The sequence below is a fragment of the Aureimonas sp. N4 genome, from assembly GCF_001463925.1.
Classification (GTDB): domain Bacteria; phylum Pseudomonadota; class Alphaproteobacteria; order Rhizobiales; family Rhizobiaceae; genus Aureimonas; species Aureimonas ureilytica_A.
The window spans coordinates 206,998-222,977 of record NZ_BBWS01000006.1 but is presented as its reverse complement, the minus strand read 5'-3'; the positions used below and the strand labels follow the sequence as shown (position 1 = coordinate 222,977).

The 15,980-nt window shown below is 67.2% G+C and carries 15 protein-coding genes; 5 read left to right on the top strand and 10 right to left on the bottom strand.

What is annotated here, in order from left to right:
- Positions 1-21 precede the first annotated feature (21 nt).
- A complete protein-coding gene (locus AUL28_RS02455) occupies positions 22-669 on the top strand; it encodes a nucleoside triphosphate hydrolase (RefSeq protein ID WP_062230524.1) in 648 nt (215 codons plus the stop codon).
- Between the two features lie 30 nt (positions 670-699).
- On the opposite strand, the gene AUL28_RS02450 is transcribed toward AUL28_RS02455, so the two are convergent.
- Complete coding sequence (locus AUL28_RS02450) at positions 700-1,626, bottom strand: AEC family transporter (protein ID WP_062230523.1); 927 nt, start codon at positions 1,624-1,626, stop codon at positions 700-702.
- Positions 1,627-2,124: 498 nt separating this feature from the next.
- A complete protein-coding gene (locus AUL28_RS02445; RefSeq protein ID WP_062230522.1) occupies positions 2,125-3,621 on the bottom strand; it encodes a CoA-acylating methylmalonate-semialdehyde dehydrogenase in 1,497 nt (498 codons plus the stop codon).
- Positions 3,622-3,729: 108 nt separating this feature from the next.
- Here AUL28_RS02445 and AUL28_RS02440 point away from each other — a divergent pair, with 108 nt between their 5' ends.
- Positions 3,730-4,611: a LysR family transcriptional regulator gene (locus AUL28_RS02440; protein WP_062230556.1), complete on the top strand. Its 882-nt coding sequence runs from the start codon at positions 3,730-3,732 to the stop codon at positions 4,609-4,611.
- 69 nt (positions 4,612-4,680) lie between these two features.
- Here AUL28_RS02440 and AUL28_RS02435 read toward each other — a convergent pair whose 3' ends face one another.
- The 8 genes from AUL28_RS02435 to AUL28_RS21965 are packed head-to-tail and all read right to left on the bottom strand — an operon-like array spanning position 4,681 to position 12,455.
- Complete coding sequence (locus tag AUL28_RS02435; protein ID WP_156418399.1) at positions 4,681-6,483, bottom strand: hypothetical protein; 1,803 nt, start codon at positions 6,481-6,483, stop codon at positions 4,681-4,683.
- 7 nt (positions 6,484-6,490) lie between these two features.
- Positions 6,491-7,603 (bottom strand): protein-glutamate methylesterase/protein-glutamine glutaminase, encoded by a 1,113-nt coding sequence (locus AUL28_RS02430; RefSeq protein ID WP_058598573.1) that lies wholly within the window; start codon positions 7,601-7,603, stop codon positions 6,491-6,493.
- 5 nt (positions 7,604-7,608) lie between these two features.
- Positions 7,609-8,505 carry a CheR family methyltransferase gene (locus AUL28_RS02425; protein WP_058598572.1) on the bottom strand — a complete coding sequence of 299 codons (897 nt, stop codon included), beginning with the start codon at positions 8,503-8,505 and terminating at the stop codon, positions 7,609-7,611.
- A gap of 4 nt (positions 8,506-8,509) precedes the next feature.
- Positions 8,510-9,031 carry a chemotaxis protein CheW gene (locus tag AUL28_RS02420; RefSeq protein ID WP_058598571.1) on the bottom strand — a complete coding sequence of 174 codons (522 nt, stop codon included), beginning with the start codon at positions 9,029-9,031 and terminating at the stop codon, positions 8,510-8,512.
- A gap of 53 nt (positions 9,032-9,084) precedes the next feature.
- Positions 9,085-9,549, bottom strand: a complete 465-nt coding sequence (locus tag AUL28_RS02415; RefSeq protein WP_058598570.1) for a chemotaxis protein CheW — start codon at positions 9,547-9,549, stop codon at positions 9,085-9,087.
- Positions 9,550-9,561: 12 nt separating this feature from the next.
- Positions 9,562-11,598, bottom strand: a complete 2,037-nt coding sequence (locus AUL28_RS02410; protein WP_306302747.1) for a chemotaxis protein CheA — start codon at positions 11,596-11,598, stop codon at positions 9,562-9,564.
- A 17-nt stretch (positions 11,599-11,615) separates the two neighbouring features.
- Positions 11,616-11,984: a response regulator gene (locus AUL28_RS02405; protein WP_026358289.1), complete on the bottom strand. Its 369-nt coding sequence runs from the start codon at positions 11,982-11,984 to the stop codon at positions 11,616-11,618.
- 57 nt (positions 11,985-12,041) lie between these two features.
- Positions 12,042-12,455 (bottom strand): STAS domain-containing protein, encoded by a 414-nt coding sequence (locus AUL28_RS21965; RefSeq protein ID WP_082640195.1) that lies wholly within the window; start codon positions 12,453-12,455, stop codon positions 12,042-12,044.
- A gap of 330 nt (positions 12,456-12,785) precedes the next feature.
- On the opposite strand from AUL28_RS21965, the gene AUL28_RS02395 reads away from it, so the two are divergent.
- From AUL28_RS02395 to AUL28_RS02385, 3 genes are read left to right on the top strand one after another with little or no spacing between them, the layout of a single operon-like run.
- Positions 12,786-14,777 (top strand): methyl-accepting chemotaxis protein, encoded by a 1,992-nt coding sequence (locus AUL28_RS02395; protein WP_062230520.1) that lies wholly within the window; start codon positions 12,786-12,788, stop codon positions 14,775-14,777.
- Positions 14,777-15,607, top strand: a complete 831-nt coding sequence (locus tag AUL28_RS23235) for an STAS domain-containing protein (RefSeq protein ID WP_244493384.1) — start codon at positions 14,777-14,779, stop codon at positions 15,605-15,607. The genes AUL28_RS02395 and AUL28_RS23235 overlap by 1 nt, the downstream gene beginning before the upstream one ends.
- Positions 15,607-15,972, top strand: a complete 366-nt coding sequence (locus tag AUL28_RS02385) for a response regulator (RefSeq protein WP_058598566.1) — start codon at positions 15,607-15,609, stop codon at positions 15,970-15,972. The genes AUL28_RS23235 and AUL28_RS02385 overlap by 1 nt, the downstream gene beginning before the upstream one ends.
- The last annotated feature ends 8 nt before the right edge of the window (positions 15,973-15,980 follow it).

Below are 15,980 nucleotides of genomic sequence, written 5' to 3'. Positions count from 1 at the left end.
CCGGGCGGGAGGAATGACACGATGACGGAACGCTCCACGCTCGCGGCCCTGACCGACGCGCTCCTGAGCGAGGAAGGCGAGCGTCGGCGCATCGTCGCGATCGCCGGCTCGCCGGGCTCGGGCAAGTCCACCACGGCCGAGTCCCTGAAGGAGCGCCTCAACGCGCGCCGGCCGGGCGTCGCCGACATTCTGCCGATGGATGGCTACCACTTCGACGACATGGTGCTGAACGCGCGCGGCCATCGCCCCCGCAAGGGCGCGCCGCACACGTTCGATCTCGACGGGTTCCGCGCCATGCTGGAGCGCCTGCGGCGGGACGAGAAGCGCGAAGTCGCCGTGCCCGTCTTCGACCGCTCCATCGAGATCGCACGGGCCGGCGCGCGCATCATCAACCCGGACGTGCGCGTCATCCTGGCCGAGGGCAATTACCTCCTCCTGGACGAGCCCGGCTGGCGCGAACTGGGCGAACTCTTCGACCTGACCGTGATGATCGAGGCCAGCGAGGACACGCTGGTGGAGCGCCTGACGCAGCGCTGGCTCGGCTTCAACTACGGGCCGGAAGCGCTCTTGGAAAAGCTCGAAGGCAACGACCTGCCCAACATGCGCCTTGTGCTCTCGAAAAGCCGTCCGGCCGACATTGCCATCCGCAGCGACGGCGGCGAGGCCTGAGATAAGGCAGGCAAAGCACGGCGCGTCGGCTCACGCGCCGCCGAGCCAGAGCGCGAGCACGATCCAGAGCGGCAACGTCAGGATCGACAGAGCCGAGGAGGCGACGAGGACGCCTCCCGCTTCTTCCGCGCCCTCGTGGTAGACCGCCGACAGGATCGTGCCCACGAAGCCGGCGGGAATGGCCATGGCGATGATCGCCCGTGCTTCGAGATGCGCGGGCAGATGCAGCGCCAAGCAGGCCAGAAGCGCCACGGCCGGCTGCACGATGTTGGAGGCGAGCGCGCCGAGCATCACGGCGCGGGTGGGGCGCAGACGCTGCGTAGACAGGATCACGCCCGTCAGGAACAGACCGGCCCCCGCCGTCGATTGCGCGAGCGGGCGCAGGGCCGAGACGAAAAGATCCGGGAAAGGCACATCCAGAAAGGCGACCACGAAGCCGAGCGTTGGCACGATCGTCATCGGCTTCAGAAGCGCGGCCGAAACGGCGCGCAGAGGATGCCCGCCGCCCTGCATTTCCAGCCGGATGAAACAGGCGAGGATCACCGTCAGCGTGCCGACGAGATTGGCGACGGCGAGCGAAACGGTCGCCTCTACGCCTTCCAGCGCTTGGAACAGGGCGATGCCGATGCCGCCCAGATTGGGCATTCCAACCGTCAGCGAATAAAGCGCGGCGGTAATGGGCGAGAAGCCGGCCCGGCGCGCATAGAGAAGCGCCACGGCGAAGCCCGACAGGAGCGCGGCGGCATAGGCGATGGTCGGCACGAGTTCGGGCGCCAGCAAATGGCGCGGCGCGGTGACGATCGCCAGAAACAGCGACACGGGCAGCGCGAACTTGGCGATGAAGGCGCCGAGCATCTCCGTTCCATGCGGATTGACCCAATGCCGTTTGCCGGACACGAAGCCCAGCCCCAGCATGAAGAAGACCGGCGTCAGCACGGAAACGAGCGTCTGGAGCATGAGAGCGGATCGCTTGGCGGATGGGAAGAACGGCGAAGGCCGGCGGGAATACCGCCGGCCTTTGGCAGGTTTGGGGAGCGATGAGAAGCGGCGGGAGCCGAACCGGGGCGCCGGCTTGGTGAGCCGGCTATGCCCTTGGCATAGAAGTGTCGCCCCGAATGCGCGGAACTGGGCTGTCAGCGGTTCGAGTTGGAGGTTTGACCGCCGACGCAACTCTGCAGCGGCCGCTGCCCTGAGCCAGACCCAAACCTCGCGGAATCATCTGGCCAACTTTTTCCACCGCTCGTCAGAATGAGCTACGCGGCTCGCCCGACCGCAAGGACCGGCGCGAAGGTTTGGTCCTGCCAGCCTCGCACCGATCGCGCTTCGCTCCTCGCGATCGAATAAAAACCTCTCGACCATCCTCCGGCCGTAGGTTTCGACCTCGGTCTTGAGCCGGGCGTCCGGGCTCGCTTTGGGCGAGCCCTTCCCCCGGCCGGTCGCTCCGAAACCCCGACCTTATTTCATGACCGGCATGGAGAATTCCGCGCCCGACTTGATGCCCGAGGGCCAGCGGCTGGTGATCGTCTTGGTGCGGGTCCAGAACTTGATCGAGTCCGGGCCGTGCTGGTTGAGATCGCCGAAGGAGGAGCGCTTCCAGCCGCCGAAGGAGTGGTAGGCAAGCGGCGTCGGGATCGGCACGTTGATGCCGATCATGCCGATCGGCACGCGCGAGGCGAAGTCGCGGGCCGCATCGCCATCCCGCGTGAAGATGGCGACGCCATTGCCATATTCGTGCTGCGTCGGCAGCGACAGCGCCTCTTCGTAATCCTTGGCGCGCACGACCGAGAGAACCGGGCCGAAAATTTCTTCCTTGTAGATGTCCATGTCGGGCGTGACATGATCGAACAGGCAGGCGCCGACGAAGAAACCGTCCTCGTAGCCTTGCATGGTGAAGCCGCGCCCATCGACAGCGAGCGTCGCGCCCTCGGCCACGCCCTTCTCCACGAGGCCGAGAATCTTCTGCTGCGAGGCCTTGGTGACGACCGGGCCGAAATCCGCCGCGCTGTCGGTATAGGGGCCGATCTTGAGCGCCTCGACCTTCGGGATCAGCTTCTCGACCAGCGCATTGGCCGTCGCCTCGCCGACCGGCACCGCGACCGAGATCGCCATGCAGCGCTCGCCGGCCGAGCCGTAGCCCGCGCCGATCAGCGCGTCCGCCGCCTGATCGAGATCGGCGTCCGGCATGATGATCATGTGGTTCTTGGCGCCGCCGAAGCACTGGGCGCGTTTGCCGCGCGCCGTCGCGCCGGCATAGACATAGGCCGCGATCGGCGTCGAACCGACAAAGGAGACGGCTCCGATCTCGGGATGCTCCAGAATGCCGTCCACCGCATCCTTGTCGCCGTTGACGACCTGGAGCACACCCTTGGGCAGGCCGGCTTCCATCATGAGTTCGGCGAGGCGCATTGGCAGGGACGGGTCGCGCTCGGAGGGCTTCAGGATGAAGGCGTTGCCGCAGGCGATGGCGGGCGCGAACATCCACATCGGGATCATGCCGGGAAAGTTGAAGGGCGTGATGCCCGCCCCGATGCCGACCGGCTGGCGGATCGAATACATGTCGATGCCGGGGCCCGCCCCTTCCGTGAACTCGCCCTTGGCCAGATGCGGAATGCCGATGACGAATTCGCAGACTTCCAGCCCGCGCACGATGTCGCCCTTGGAATCCTCGACCGTCTTGCCGTGCTCGGAGGAAAGAAGCTCGGCCAGCTCCTGCATGTTGGCGTTGAGAAGCTCCACGAATTTGATGAAGACGCGGGCGCGGCGCTGCGGGTTGACCAGTGCCCACTTCGCCTGCGCGGCCTTGGCCGCGTCCACAGCCTGCTGAAGCTCTTCGCGGCTCGCCAGCGCGACGCGCGCCGTCACCTGCCCCGTGGCGGGGTTGAAGACATCGGCCGTGCGGCCCGAGGTGCCGGCGACGCGCGCGCCGTCGATGAAATGACCGATCTCGTTCATGGCGTCTCTCCCTGATGTTCTGCCGAGAGAAGGCCGCAGGCCAGACTTGAAATCAAGCAAAACCCATGCGCATCCATTGTGCGTGGATTGATGCACGTCGGGGCGGCGATGAACTGGGACGATGTGCGAATCTTTCTGGCCGTGGCGCGAGCGGGGCAGATTCTGGCCGCTTCCCGCCGGCTGGGGCTGAACCATGCGACGGTCGGCCGGCGGCTGGATGCGCTGGAGGACGCGCTCGGGGTGAAGCTCTTCGACCGCCGCCCGACGGGCTGCGAGGTGACGCGCGAGGGCGCGGGCTTCCTGGCGGCGGCCGAGCGGATGGAGGCCGAGATGCAAGGCGCGCGCGCCGCGCTGGAAGGGGCGGAAGCGCATCTCTCCGGCACCGTGCGCATCGGCGCGCCGGATGGCTTCGGCACCGCCTTTCTGGCGCCGCGCCTGGGCTCGCTCGCCGAGCGCCATCCGGGCCTGACGATCCAGCTCGTGCCCGTGCCCCGCGCCTTCTCGCTGTCGCGGCGCGAGGCCGATATCGCCATCACCGTGGAGCGGCCGGCGCAGGGGCGGCTCGTCGCGCGCCGGCTCGTCTCCTACGCGCTCGGGCTTTACGGCGCGGCGTCTTATCTCGATCGGTTCGGGCGGCCTTCGAGCGTCGAAGATCTAAAGCGCCACCGGCTCGTCGGCCATGTGGACGATCTCGTCTACTCCTCCTCGCTTCACTATACCGGCGAGATGGCGCCCGACTGGCAGAGCCGCTTCGAGATTTCCTCCGCGCTCGGCCAGACGGAGGCAGTTGCGGCGGGCGCGGGCATCGGCATTCTGCACGGCTTCATCGCGGCCGGCCGGCCCGCGCTGGAGCGCGTCCTGCCCGAGCGCACGATCCGGCGCGACTATTGGCTGGTGACGCACGAGACGGCGCGCGAAATGTCCCGCATCCGGGCCGTCGCCGATTTCATCGCCGAAACCGTGCAGCGGGAAAAGGCGATCTTTGGCTGATAATTTCCGGCTCAAACGAAAACGGCCGGAGGGGATGTCCCTCCGGCCGCTGCGATCAGTTGGCGGCGATCAGAAAAGAAGATCGTCGATGTCGTCGCTGGCGGCAGGCGCAGGCGCGGAGATGGCGGAGGCGGGCAGGCCGATGCCGCGGAAGGACGCTTCGAAGATCGCGCGCTCCTCGGCCATCGTATACTGGCCAGCGAGCAGCGAGTGGAGGCGCAGCGCCTCTTCCGGCGTGATCGGATCGTCCGGCAGATTGACCAGCATCGCCTGAAGCTGAGCGATCGTGCGGCGCATCAGGGCGCAGCCTTCGACATGGGGCGTCATCATGCTGGCGATGGCGCGGATGCGCTCGTCCAGCCCGCGCGCGTTCAGCGCGGCCTCGCGCAGACGATCAAGGCAGGCCGCCTCAATGCGCGCCAGGATTTCGGACGCCGTGTCGAAGCCTTGCGCGATCTGGGTCTCGAAACCCGCGATCTGCGGCAGGATCGTGCCTTCCAGCTCGCCCGTCGCCGAAACGGCCATCTCGATGCCTTCGCGTACGAGATCGGCCTGTGTCTTGGCGACGGTCGCCTGTTCGCGGATTTCGCGGGCGATATAGCCGATCGTCTCGTCGCCGGAGTCCACATGGGCGGCGCGCACGGCGGCATTGAAGCCGGCCAGGCGCAGCGTGTGCTCCAGCGAGGCCAGCTCGTCCGTCATCGAGATCAGCGGGCCGGCGGCTTCGACGCATTCGTGCAGCGAAGCGTCGAGCTGGCGCCGGTCGTCCTCGCCGCGCTCGAAGCGCTCGCGCACCTTGGTGGCTTCCGCTTCCAGAACCGCGATGGCGCTTTTGCCCGCCTTGCCGACATCCTCGGAGAAGAGCGAGGACAGGATGCGGTCGCTCTCGACGATTTCGCCGGCGAGAACGTCCAGATTGGCGTGAACCTCGCCCATCTTGGTGTCGTAGAGTTCGGTCAGGCTCGACAGCTGGGCGATTTCCAGCTCCGCGATGCGACGCAGCGCCGTGGTGCGCGAGCGGCCTTCCATCGGCGCGCTGTCATGCGTCAGCTGCCCGGTTTCGGCCAGAAGGAACAGGCGCTCCAGATTGGTGATCGTGTGCTCCAGACGCTGGCGCGCGATGTCGTGGAACTGCAAACCCATGACGATACCGCCGACCGCGTCTCGGATGACCGAGAAGGAGCGGTGCGCCGCCTCGCGGCTGGTGGCGGCCGAGTCGCGCTCCTGCGACAGGCGGCGGTTCAGCGAGCGGAACTGGAAGGCGAGGCTCGCCTCGCCCAGCATGGCCCGGCCGCCGACGCGCGCGTCGATGGCGCGGCTTTCGGCGATATGGCCCTGCACGGTGCGAACGCGCGCGTCGAGCGCGCGGGCGACCGTCTGGCCCGATCCGACGAGTTCATGAACATGCTCGGTGAAGGGCACGAGCACGTCGCGCGCCTGCGTCATGCCCTCGACATGGGTGCGCGCGACGAGCACGACATAGTCGAGAAGGCGGAACACGAGCGCGACGGCGGACGCCCCTTCCGAGGCGCGCGTGACGCCTTCGGCCAGAACGCGCAGCACGCGCGAGCGCTCGCCGGCCAGGGTCTCGAGCTGACCCGCCGAAGACGCGGCCTCGCCGAGCAGCGTCTCGACCTTATCGCCCTCGTTGGAGGACACGGCTTCGGTGGCCTGACGGATCGAGTCGCGCACGGTGCCGATGCGCCGGTGCAGCGTCTGGAGATCGTTGCCGGCACCGAGATACACGGCTTCCGACGAGACGTTCCACTGGTGAACGAGGGCGAGAAGCTCGCGGAGCGAAGAGGTTTGAGTTTCGGTCAACATGGCTTCATCGAGATCGCGAGAGGCGGGGGACGGGGCGGTGCGAGCCATGATCGGCTCACCGTCCTTGAGCGGCGCGAGCCGCCGGACGGGACATCTGATCATGGCCGAAGCGCACGATCTCGGAGGGGATGCGATCGAGCGGAAGCTCGTGCTCCACCGCGCCGGCCTTCATGGCCTCCTTGGGCATGCCGTAGACGATGCAGGTGGCTTCGTCCTGGCCGAGCGTGTGCGCGCCGGTCTGGCGCAGTTCCAGAAGCCCCTTGGCGCCGTCGTCGCCCATGCCCGTCATGATGATGCCGAGCGCGTTGGCGCCGGCCGAGCGGGCGGCGGATCGGAACAGGACGTCCACCGACGGGCGATGGCGCGTCACGAGCGGGCCGTCGCGCACCTCGACATGGTACTGCGCGCCCGAGCGCTGAAGCAGAAGATGCTGGTTGCCAGGCGCGATCAGCGCGAGGCCGGGCATGAGACGATCGCCCGTCACCGCTTCGCGCACCTCGATCTGGCACAGGCCGTCGAGACGCTTGGCGAAGGCGGAGGTGAAGCCGGCCGGCATATGCTGAACGATGGCGATGCCCGGCGCGTCGGCCGGCAGCGCTTCCAGAATGCGGCGCAGCGCCTCGGTTCCCCCGGTGGAGGCGCCGATCACCACGACCTTGTCGGTCGTGCGGTCGATCGGGCGGCCATTGGAGGGCGGCAGCACGGCGTCGGCCGTCAGCTTCTCCTGCGGGACGAGCGGCTTGGCCGGCGCGCGGCGCGAGCGAACCGTGGCGTGCGAGGCGGCGCGCACGGCGTCGGCGATGCGGGTGCGCGATTCCAGAAGGAATTGCGGCGTGCCCATCTTGGGCTTGGCGATGATCTCGACGGCGCCCGCTTCCAGCGCCTGAAGCGCCATCTTGGAGCCCGCCTCGGCCAGCGAGGAGCAGATCACGACCGGGATCGGCCGCTGGCTCATCAGCTTCTGGACGAAGGTGATGCCGTCCATGCGGGGCATTTCGATGTCGCAGATGATGACATCGGGCACTTCGTCGCGCATCCGCTCGGCGGCGAAATAGGGGTTGGAGGCGGTGCCCAGAACCTCCATGTCGGGCTCGGCCGCGACGATCTCGGAGAGGACCTGACGGACGCTGGCGCTGTCATCGACGATGAGGACGCGAATAGGCTTCATGGCAATCAGTCCTCCAGACGCTGATAGATATTGCCGCGAATGAGCCGCAGCGGCAGGCTGCCCGAACGGGTCGTGTCGGAATGGCCCAGGAACAGAAGGCCGCCGGGGCGCAAGTGGCGGCACAGCTTCGCCACCACCGCTTCCTGGGTCTTCGGCTCGAAATAGATGAGCACGTTGCGAAGGAAGATGAGGTCCATCTTCGTCTTCACGTGGTATTCGCTATGCATCAGGTTGAGCTGGCCGAACTGAACGCGCGAGCGCAGTTCCGGGGCCATGCGCACGGCTTCGCTCTGCGGATCGCGGGCGCGCAGGACATAGCGGTCCCGCAGGGCCGGCGGCACGCTGGCGACGTCCTCGGCGCGGTAGATCGCCTCGCGCGCGGCGGTCAGAACCTTGACCGAGATGTCGGTCGCCAGGATCTGCCAGTCCCACTTGGTCGCCCCGTCGGACGCTGCGTCCAGAACCATGGCGAGCGTGTAGACCTCCTGCCCCGACGAGCAGGCCGCGCTCCAGGCGCGCAGCTGGCGCGTACCGGCATTGGCCAAGAGCCGGTCCAGTTCGGCGGCGTCGAGATGGTCGAAATGCGCCCGTTCGCGAAAGAACGAGGTCTCGTTGGTGACCACCGTATCGACGAAGTTCTGCAACTCCTTGGCGCGCTCGGTGGGCGAGCGCAGAAGCGCGACGTAATCGTCGAAATTGTCGAGGCCATTGGCATGGAGGCGCCGGCGCAGCCGGGTCTCCAGCATGGTCTTCTTCACGGTCGAAAGCGTGATGCCGCAATGCTCGTGAACGAGGCGGACCAGGGCTTCGAAGGCACGATCGCCCAGCTCGACGCGAGTCCACTGGGGAATCGCTTCAGGCGCCGGATCGAGAAAGTTTTGATTACGAGCAGCGCCTTGCATGGGGTCAGGCCGCCTGTGCCATGAGGAGAGCACGATCGGAGGCGCCAAAGAGCTTTTCGACCTTGAGAAGGGTCAGGAACGAGTCGCCCCGACGCCCGAGCCCTTGAACGAAATCGTTGCTCCAGGCTTCGCCGACATGGGGCGGCGCTTCCAGCGTCTGGTCCGACATATCGGCGACTTCATGCACGGCGTCCGCGATGACGGCCAGCGTGTGCAGATGTTCGTCGGTCTCGAACTCGAGAACGACGATGCGGGTTTCGGGTCCGACCTCGCGATCCTCGCTCGGCGGCATGGCGAGCCGCCGCTTGAGATCGACCACCGGCACGCCGACGCCGCGCACGTCGATCATGCCCAGAAGGCTCGCCGGCGCATTGGCCATGCGCTGGATCGGCTTGTGATCGAGAACCTCGCGGACCTGGCGCACGTTGACGGCAAAGGCCGCCGAGCCGAGCTGGAAGGTCAGCATCTCGTTGTTGCCGTCGACATCCTCGTCTTCGAAACGGGAGGACTGGAAGGGCGTGTTCATGCTCTCATCCCTGTAGGTTCGGCTCGGCGCTGGATGGAAGGGGTGGGGCGGGTTCAGGCGTCTTCGAGAAGCCGCTCGACATCGAGCAGCACCACGAAGCGGTCATCCTGGCGCACCACGCCGTCGAGATAGCGGCTCGGCCAGCGCGTGCCGTACTCCGGCATGGCTTCCACCTCGCCGGTGCGCACATGAATGACCTCGAACACCGCGTCGGTCTTGATGCCGACATGGAAGGTCTCGCCCGAGGAGGAGACCTCCGAGACGATCACGCGGCTCGTCTCGGTGTCTTCGGTGGGCTCCATGCCGAAGCGGTTGCGAAGATCGATGAGCGGCAGGACATTGCCGCGCACGTTGATGAGGCCCGGCGCAAAGGACGGCGCGTTGGGAACGCGCGTCATGGCGGGGGGATCGAGGACCTCGTGCACCAGGGCAACCTTGATCCCGAAGAGATCGTTGCCGAGGGCGACGGTCAGATAGTCCTGCAGGGACGGATCGGCGGATTCGGTGATCTGCGACATGGGAGCGCTCCGTCAGGCGGCGATGCGGTCGGCGCGGGGCTGGGCCACGAACCGGGCAAGGGGATTCACGTCGAGGATGAGCGCCACGGCGCCGTCACCCAGGATCGTCGCGCCGACAAGGCCGGGCGTCTTGGCATGGAGCGGCGAGAGCGGCTTGATAACCGTCTGGTGCTGGCCCACGACCTGATCCACGACGACGCCGAGCTTGCCGGAGTCGTTTTCGGTGACGACCACGATCGAGCCACGCTCGCTCGTGCCGAACACTTCGTTCATCCACAGAAGCGGAACGAGCGTTCCGCGAATGTCGACGAAGTTGCGACCACCCGAGGCCCGCGATTCGACGGCGGCGAGTTCCACGCATTCCTCGACGCTGGTCAGCGGCAGGATGCACTGGGCATCGCCGATCGCGACCTGGAGGCCGTCGATGATGGCGAGCGTCAGCGGCAGGCGCAGCATGAAGCGCGTGCCCTCGCCCGGCCGCGAGTCGATCTCGATCGTGCCGTGCAGCTCGTTGATTGTGCGTCGCACCACGTCCATGCCCACGCCCCGGCCCGACAGGTTGGAGACGGCGGCGGCCGTGGAGAGGCCGGGATGGAAGATCAGCTCGTCGATCTCACGATCGGGCGGGATCACGCCTTCCGGCACGATGCCGGCCGCATGCGCCTTTTCCAGGATGCGCGTGCGGTTGAGGCCGGCGCCGTCATCCTCGATCGTGATCACGACTTCGGTGCCTGCCTGGCGGGCCGACAGGCGCAGGAGGCCGCGCTTGGTCTTGCCGGCCGCCTCGCGGCGCTCGGCCGACTCGATGCCGTGGTCGCAGCTATTGCGGATGATGTGGACCATGGGATCGCCGAGGCGGTCGAGCACGGTCTTGTCCAGCTCGGTCTCCTCGCCGGAGAACTGAAGGTCGATATCCTTGCCCAGATCCGACGAGATATCGCGCACGACGCGGCGATAGCGGCCGAACAGGGTTTCGATCGGCACCATGCGCATGCCCATGGCCGAGTCGCGCAGGTCCGAGGACAAGCGTTCGATTTCTTCGGCAACGGTGGTGAGAACGGGATCGTGGCGGTTGCGCGCCAAGGCCGACAGGCGGGCCTGGGCGATCACGAGTTCGCCGACCTGATCGAGAAGCATGTCGAGGCGCGAAGCCGAAACACGCACATTGGCTTCCGCCACAGCGGCCTTGGCTTCGTCCGCCTTGGCGGGCTTGGCAGCGGGCGCGACGGCGGCTTTGGGAGCCGCAGGGGCGGCGGCAGGCGGCGGCGCGGCGACAACCGGAGCCGGCGCAGCCGCGACTACGGGCGCGGCGGCCGGAGCGGCAACCGGCTCGACGCTCTGCGCTTCGTCGCTCAGCTCGTCGACACGAACCGCGTCCGGGCCGTCCACGAAGATGAACACGTCGTCGATCGCCGAGCGGCCTTGCGAGGTGACCAGCTCCATCTCCCAGCTGATGTAGAGGTCGGTCGGCACCAGCTCTTCGAGCACGGGCACGCCGGACAGAACGCCCGTCACCTTCAGCTCGCCGAGATCGCGCAGCTCATCGAGAAGCGCCAGCGGATTGGTGCCGAAGGCCAGCGCGTTGCGCTCGAACTGAAGACGGATGCGGAAGCGCTGCATCGCCTTGGCGCTGGCGGCCACCGGGGCTGCGGCCTGGGGGGCGGCAGCGGACACAGCGCCCGCGCCCGGCGCTTCAGCGACTTCCGCCAGCAGCGCGTCGGCGAGGCGACGGCTTTCGGCCGAATGGTCGCCGTCGCTTTCGAACAAGAGCTTGCGGATCTGGTCGGCCGACTGAAGAAGGAGGCTGACGAGCTGCGGGGTGACCGGAGCCTTGTCCTGACGCACCTTCTCGAAGGCGTTTTCCAGCTCATGCGCAAACGCCGCCATGGCCGGCGGGCCGAACATGCCACCCGAACCCTTCAGCGTGTGAAGGGCGCGGAAAGTGGTGTTGATCAGCTCGCGGTCGGTGGGCCTGCTTTCCAGATCGAGCAGCGCTGCTTCGAGCTGTTCCAGAAGATCACGCGCTTCATTGAGGAATACTTCGAGCATATCGCCGCCCATGGACATCAGGCTCCGATCAGCTTGTTGACGACGGCGACGAGCTTCGTCTGGTCGAACGGCTTGACGATCCAGCCGGTGGCGCCGGCCGCTTTGCCTTCCTGCTTCTTGCCCTCGTCGGATTCGGTCGTGAGCATCACGATCGGAACGCCGGCGTGCTGGGGCATTTCGCGCACTTTCTTGATCATGCCGATCCCATCGAGATTGGGCATGTTCAGGTCGGTGATGATGAGCTGATACTTGTTCTGGTCCAGCTTCGTCAGCGCGTCGGCGCCATCCACGGCCGTGTCGGGCGCGTAGCCTGCACTTTCGAGGGTGAAGGACACCATCTGACGGATACTGGCGGAGTCATCGACGCAAAGGACGGACTTGGTCACGGACTGCACCTTTCTGGGTACGGGATTGAACGTTCGGGAGGAAAGGAGAATGCCGGCTCAACGGCCTGGCACGACGACCCCGGCGCGCTGAAACAGCTGCTCGACCGAGTCGGACAGGGCGAGCGTCAAGCTGCGCCCCTTGGCGGACATCGAAGCCTGGAAGCTCACAAGGAACTGAACCAGACCCACGTCCCCCCGATCCACCGCCGTCAGGTCGAGATGAACCGGACCTTCGGGATGGCGACGGGCGAAATCGAGAAGCTCTCCTTGCAACTCGCCAAGACGAGACAACTCACAAGAGCCTGACAGGGCGAAGGCATTTTCAGAAGAAGACATCGCGACACGACCTCGCTTTCGGACAAGAACAAAATGTCTGAAACAGATTTCGCAGCCGTTAAATCCATCGGCCAGCCTGACAACTGAGTCCACAAGGTGAACAAAGCATTTTTCACCCGCACTCGAAGCCTTCATGACAAAGAGACTCTAGGGAGCACCGCAACCAAACCTTCCCATCGCAGACCAAGGGAGGGTGCCGGAGGTTACCGATGCATCAATATTAATAAATGCTTGCTTCGATATCCATTTGCTACTCAACACAATCTTATCGTTTCACTCGTTACAAATCGAGCGAAGACGATCGGTCCGTGCTGGATGCGATCGGCGAACCGGCCGGCGCCCGGACGCTCGGCCTCCTCCACCTTTCCCAGGTGACGGGTCGCCGATGCCAGGTTCAGCACCGCTCCGTTCGTTCAGCCCGTTTCGCCAATCGCGGTCGCCGCACGCGCCTGCTCCGGAGACGTCATGCTCGCGTTCAAGAACTTCCCCACCTCGCGCAAGCTCCTTCTTGCCTTCGCTGTGACGACGGCGGGCTTCGGCATGGGCGGCGCGGCCATTCATCAGAGCGTGAAGGACTCGCAGGCCGCAAATGCCGCCTACGACGCTCTGCTGGACCGCGCCCGTGCCACCGACGCTCTGGAACGCGCCGTTCTGGCGCGCAGCACCGCGGCACTCACGCTTCTCCAGCAGCCCGGCAATGAGGCGGCCACCGCCTTCAAGAGCGCGGGTGTCGAGCTCGGCAGCGCGGTCGGCGCGCTTCAGGGCCGATTCGAAAGCGCGACCGACGCGGCCCGTCTGGAACGCCTGAAGACGCTCGACGCCGACTTCCGCGCCGATGTGGAACACGCCCTGTCTGCGGCTCCGGCCCCGGCTGCGGTTTCGCCCAAGACGCGCGCGGAGCTGGCCTTGCCGGCCGTGCAGACCGCGCCCGACGCCGCCCCGATGATCGCCCTCGCCCGCACGCTGAGCGACGGCGACGATGCGGCGCTGAGCGCCGCCGGAACGCGCCGCGAGGAAGCGCGCGCCACCTATGGCCTGACCTTCCCCTTCGCGCTCGGCCTGCCGCTCGCGCTCGCCGCGCTGTCCTGCGGTCTCCTCATGCGTGGCGTCGCCTCGCCGCTGCGCCGCACGGCCGACGAGATGAAGCGCCTCGCCGATGGCGAAACGGATGTCGTGATCGGCGCGGCCTCGCGCGGCGACGAGATCGGCACGATCGCCCAGCTCGGCGAAACGCTGCGCGGCGTACGCCAGAAGGCCGCCACGCTCGAAACCCAGATCGGCTCGGTGCGCGCGGAGGCCGAGACCAAGGCCTCGGAAGCGACGGCCGAGCGCCAGCGCATCGTCGATGAACAAACCCTCGTGACCGGCACGTTGCAGGACGCGCTGACGCGCCTGTCGGCCGGCGACCTCACCTGCCGCATCGAAGGCGAGTTCCCCTCGCGCTACATCAAGCTGCGCGACGAGTTCAACGCCGCCGTCAACCACCTGCACGACATGGTGGGCCGCGTCACGCAGTCCGTCTCCTCCATCTCCAACGGCACGAGCGAGATCGGCCATGCGGCCGACGACCTGTCGCGCCGCACCGAGCAGCAGGCCGCCAGCCTCGACAAGACGGCTTCGGCGCTGGACGAGATCACCGCGACCGTGAAGCACGCGGCCGAAAACGCGGCCTCCGTCGCCTCCTCCGTGGCGGTCGCCCGCCAGGATACGGAGCGCTCGGGCGAGGTCATGCGCGAGGCGGTGGAGGCGATGAACTCCATCCAGAAGTCCTCGCAGCAGATCGCCCGCATCATCGGCGTGATCGACGAGATCGCCTTCCAGACCAACCTTCTGGCGCTGAACGCCGGCGTCGAGGCGGCCCGCGCGGGCGACGCCGGCCGTGGCTTTGCGGTGGTGGCGCTCGAAGTGCGCGCGCTCGCCCAGCGCTCGTCGGAAGCGGCCAAGGAAATCAAGACGCTGATCAGCGCCTCGTCCGGCCATGTCGGCAACGGCGTGGATCTCGTCAACCGCTCGGGCGAGGTGCTCACCCGCATCGCCGCGCAGGTCACGCAGATCGACGCGCTGGTGCAGGAGATCGCCGGCTCGGCGCGCGAACAGTCGATCGGTATCGCCGACGTCAACGACGCCGTGAACAAGATGGACCGCGTGACGCAGCAGAACGCCGCGATGGTGGAGGAAACCACCGCCGCCACGCTGTCGCTGCGCAGCGAGACCGAAGAGCTCGGCCGCCTCGTGTCCTCGTTCCGCGTCGATGGAACCAATGGCGCTGTCGCCCAGCTTCGCTCGCTCTCCGCCGCCATGAAGACCGCGCCGAAGGCGCACGCCGCGCCCGCGTCGCGCCCGGTTGAAGCCGCGCCGGTGGCCAAGCCCGCGCTTGTCGCCATGGCCGCCTCGGCAGTCGCCGCAGCGCCCGCCGCCGCAGCTGCGGCCGAAGATATGGGTTGGGAGGAATTTTGATGGGTTCGAACCAGACGAACACCGGACCGAAGGCCGCCGCGCCGGCTCCCCAGGACGAACTCGTGGTCGCCCTGCCGCCTGAAATCCTCGCCATGATGGCGGCGAGCGAAGCGGCGATGGCCGACACGGACGAGACAGGCGAGCCTGAGCCCGCCGACCTCGCCCCGCCCGAGATGGCCGAGCCGAGCGCTGAGTCCGCCGAGAATGCGGCGAACGAGAGCGAAGCGGACGAGATTGAAGCGGTGGAGAGCGAAAGCGAGATCGTGTCGCTCGAGCCCGCGACCCTGGAACTCGGCGAGACCGAAGCCCTCGAAGACGAGCCGAACGCCGCTGCCGAGATCGAGCCGCTCGCCATGGCTGATATGGCCGAAGACGGCGGGAGCGACGACGAGACGGCCGACGAGACGCTGGCGGCCAGCGCCGCAAGCGCCGAGAACGCCGAGCCGGAGACCGGCGACGAGCCCGAAGCCCGCGACGAGCCGGCCACGGCCGGAGACGCGCTGCCCGACTTCGTCCTGGCCATGATGGCCGAGGCGAGCGCGCCGGTGGAAGGCGAGGTCGTCTGCGCCCTGCCGGCGGTGCTCGACATCACGGCGGCGAGCGGCCTGCACGGCACGCTTCTCGCCCATCGCGGCGCGCCGCTGGCTCTCGACGCCAGCGCCGTGAAGCGCCTGGGCGGCCAGTGTCTCCAGCTCCTGATCTCGGCTGGGCGCACCTGGGGCGCGGACGGCGTTCCCATTCGTCTGTCGGACAGTTCCGAGGCCTTCCAGCGCGATCTCGCCCTCATGGGCCTCAGCTGCGACGAGTTGTTTGAAAGGGAGGCCGCGTGATGGGCAAGACCATCCTGACCATCGACGACTCGCGCACCATGCGCGAGCTGCTGCGCTCGGCCCTGGAGCCGGCCGGCTTCACCGTCATCCAGGCCGAGGACGGGCTGCACGGGCTGGAGGTGTTGGGCGCAAGCGAGCCCGACGCCATCATCACCGACATCAACATGCCCCGGATGAACGGGCTGGAATTCATCGAGGCCGTGCGCGTCGATGCCACCAAACGGGCGATCCCGATCATCGTCCTCACCACGGAAAGCGACACAGCCAAGAAGGACCGCGCCCGCAACGCCGGCGCCACGGGCTGGATCGTCAAGCCGTTCGATCCCGCCCGGCTGATCGCCGCCATCAATCGCGTCGTCGCCTGAGGACCATC

Excerpts from the sequence above, each read along its gene's own strand:
- AUL28_RS02455 (WP_062230524.1), top strand. The coding sequence starts at position 22 with ATGACGGAACGCTCCACGCTCGCGGCCCTGACCGACGCGCTCCTGAGC.
- AUL28_RS02450 (WP_062230523.1), bottom strand. The coding sequence starts at position 1,626 with ATGCTCCAGACGCTCGTTTCCGTGCTGACGCCGGTCTTCTTCATGCTG.
- AUL28_RS02445 (WP_062230522.1), bottom strand. The coding sequence starts at position 3,621 with ATGAACGAGATCGGTCATTTCATCGACGGCGCGCGCGTCGCCGGCACC.
- AUL28_RS02440 (WP_062230556.1), top strand. The coding sequence starts at position 3,730 with ATGAACTGGGACGATGTGCGAATCTTTCTGGCCGTGGCGCGAGCGGGG.
- AUL28_RS02435 (WP_156418399.1), bottom strand. The coding sequence starts at position 6,483 with ATGGCTCGCACCGCCCCGTCCCCCGCCTCTCGCGATCTCGATGAAGCC.
- AUL28_RS02430 (WP_058598573.1), bottom strand. The coding sequence starts at position 7,603 with ATGAAGCCTATTCGCGTCCTCATCGTCGATGACAGCGCCAGCGTCCGT.
- AUL28_RS02425 (WP_058598572.1), bottom strand. The coding sequence starts at position 8,505 with ATGCAAGGCGCTGCTCGTAATCAAAACTTTCTCGATCCGGCGCCTGAA.
- AUL28_RS02420 (WP_058598571.1), bottom strand. The coding sequence starts at position 9,031 with ATGAACACGCCCTTCCAGTCCTCCCGTTTCGAAGACGAGGATGTCGAC.
- AUL28_RS02415 (WP_058598570.1), bottom strand. The coding sequence starts at position 9,549 with ATGTCGCAGATCACCGAATCCGCCGATCCGTCCCTGCAGGACTATCTG.
- AUL28_RS02410 (WP_306302747.1), bottom strand. The coding sequence starts at position 11,598 with ATGCTCGAAGTATTCCTCAATGAAGCGCGTGATCTTCTGGAACAGCTC.
- AUL28_RS21965 (WP_082640195.1), bottom strand. The coding sequence starts at position 12,455 with ATGAAGGCTTCGAGTGCGGGTGAAAAATGCTTTGTTCACCTTGTGGAC.
- AUL28_RS02395 (WP_062230520.1), top strand. The coding sequence starts at position 12,786 with ATGCTCGCGTTCAAGAACTTCCCCACCTCGCGCAAGCTCCTTCTTGCC.
- AUL28_RS23235 (WP_244493384.1), top strand. The coding sequence starts at position 14,777 with ATGGGTTCGAACCAGACGAACACCGGACCGAAGGCCGCCGCGCCGGCT.
- AUL28_RS02385 (WP_058598566.1), top strand. The coding sequence starts at position 15,607 with ATGGGCAAGACCATCCTGACCATCGACGACTCGCGCACCATGCGCGAG.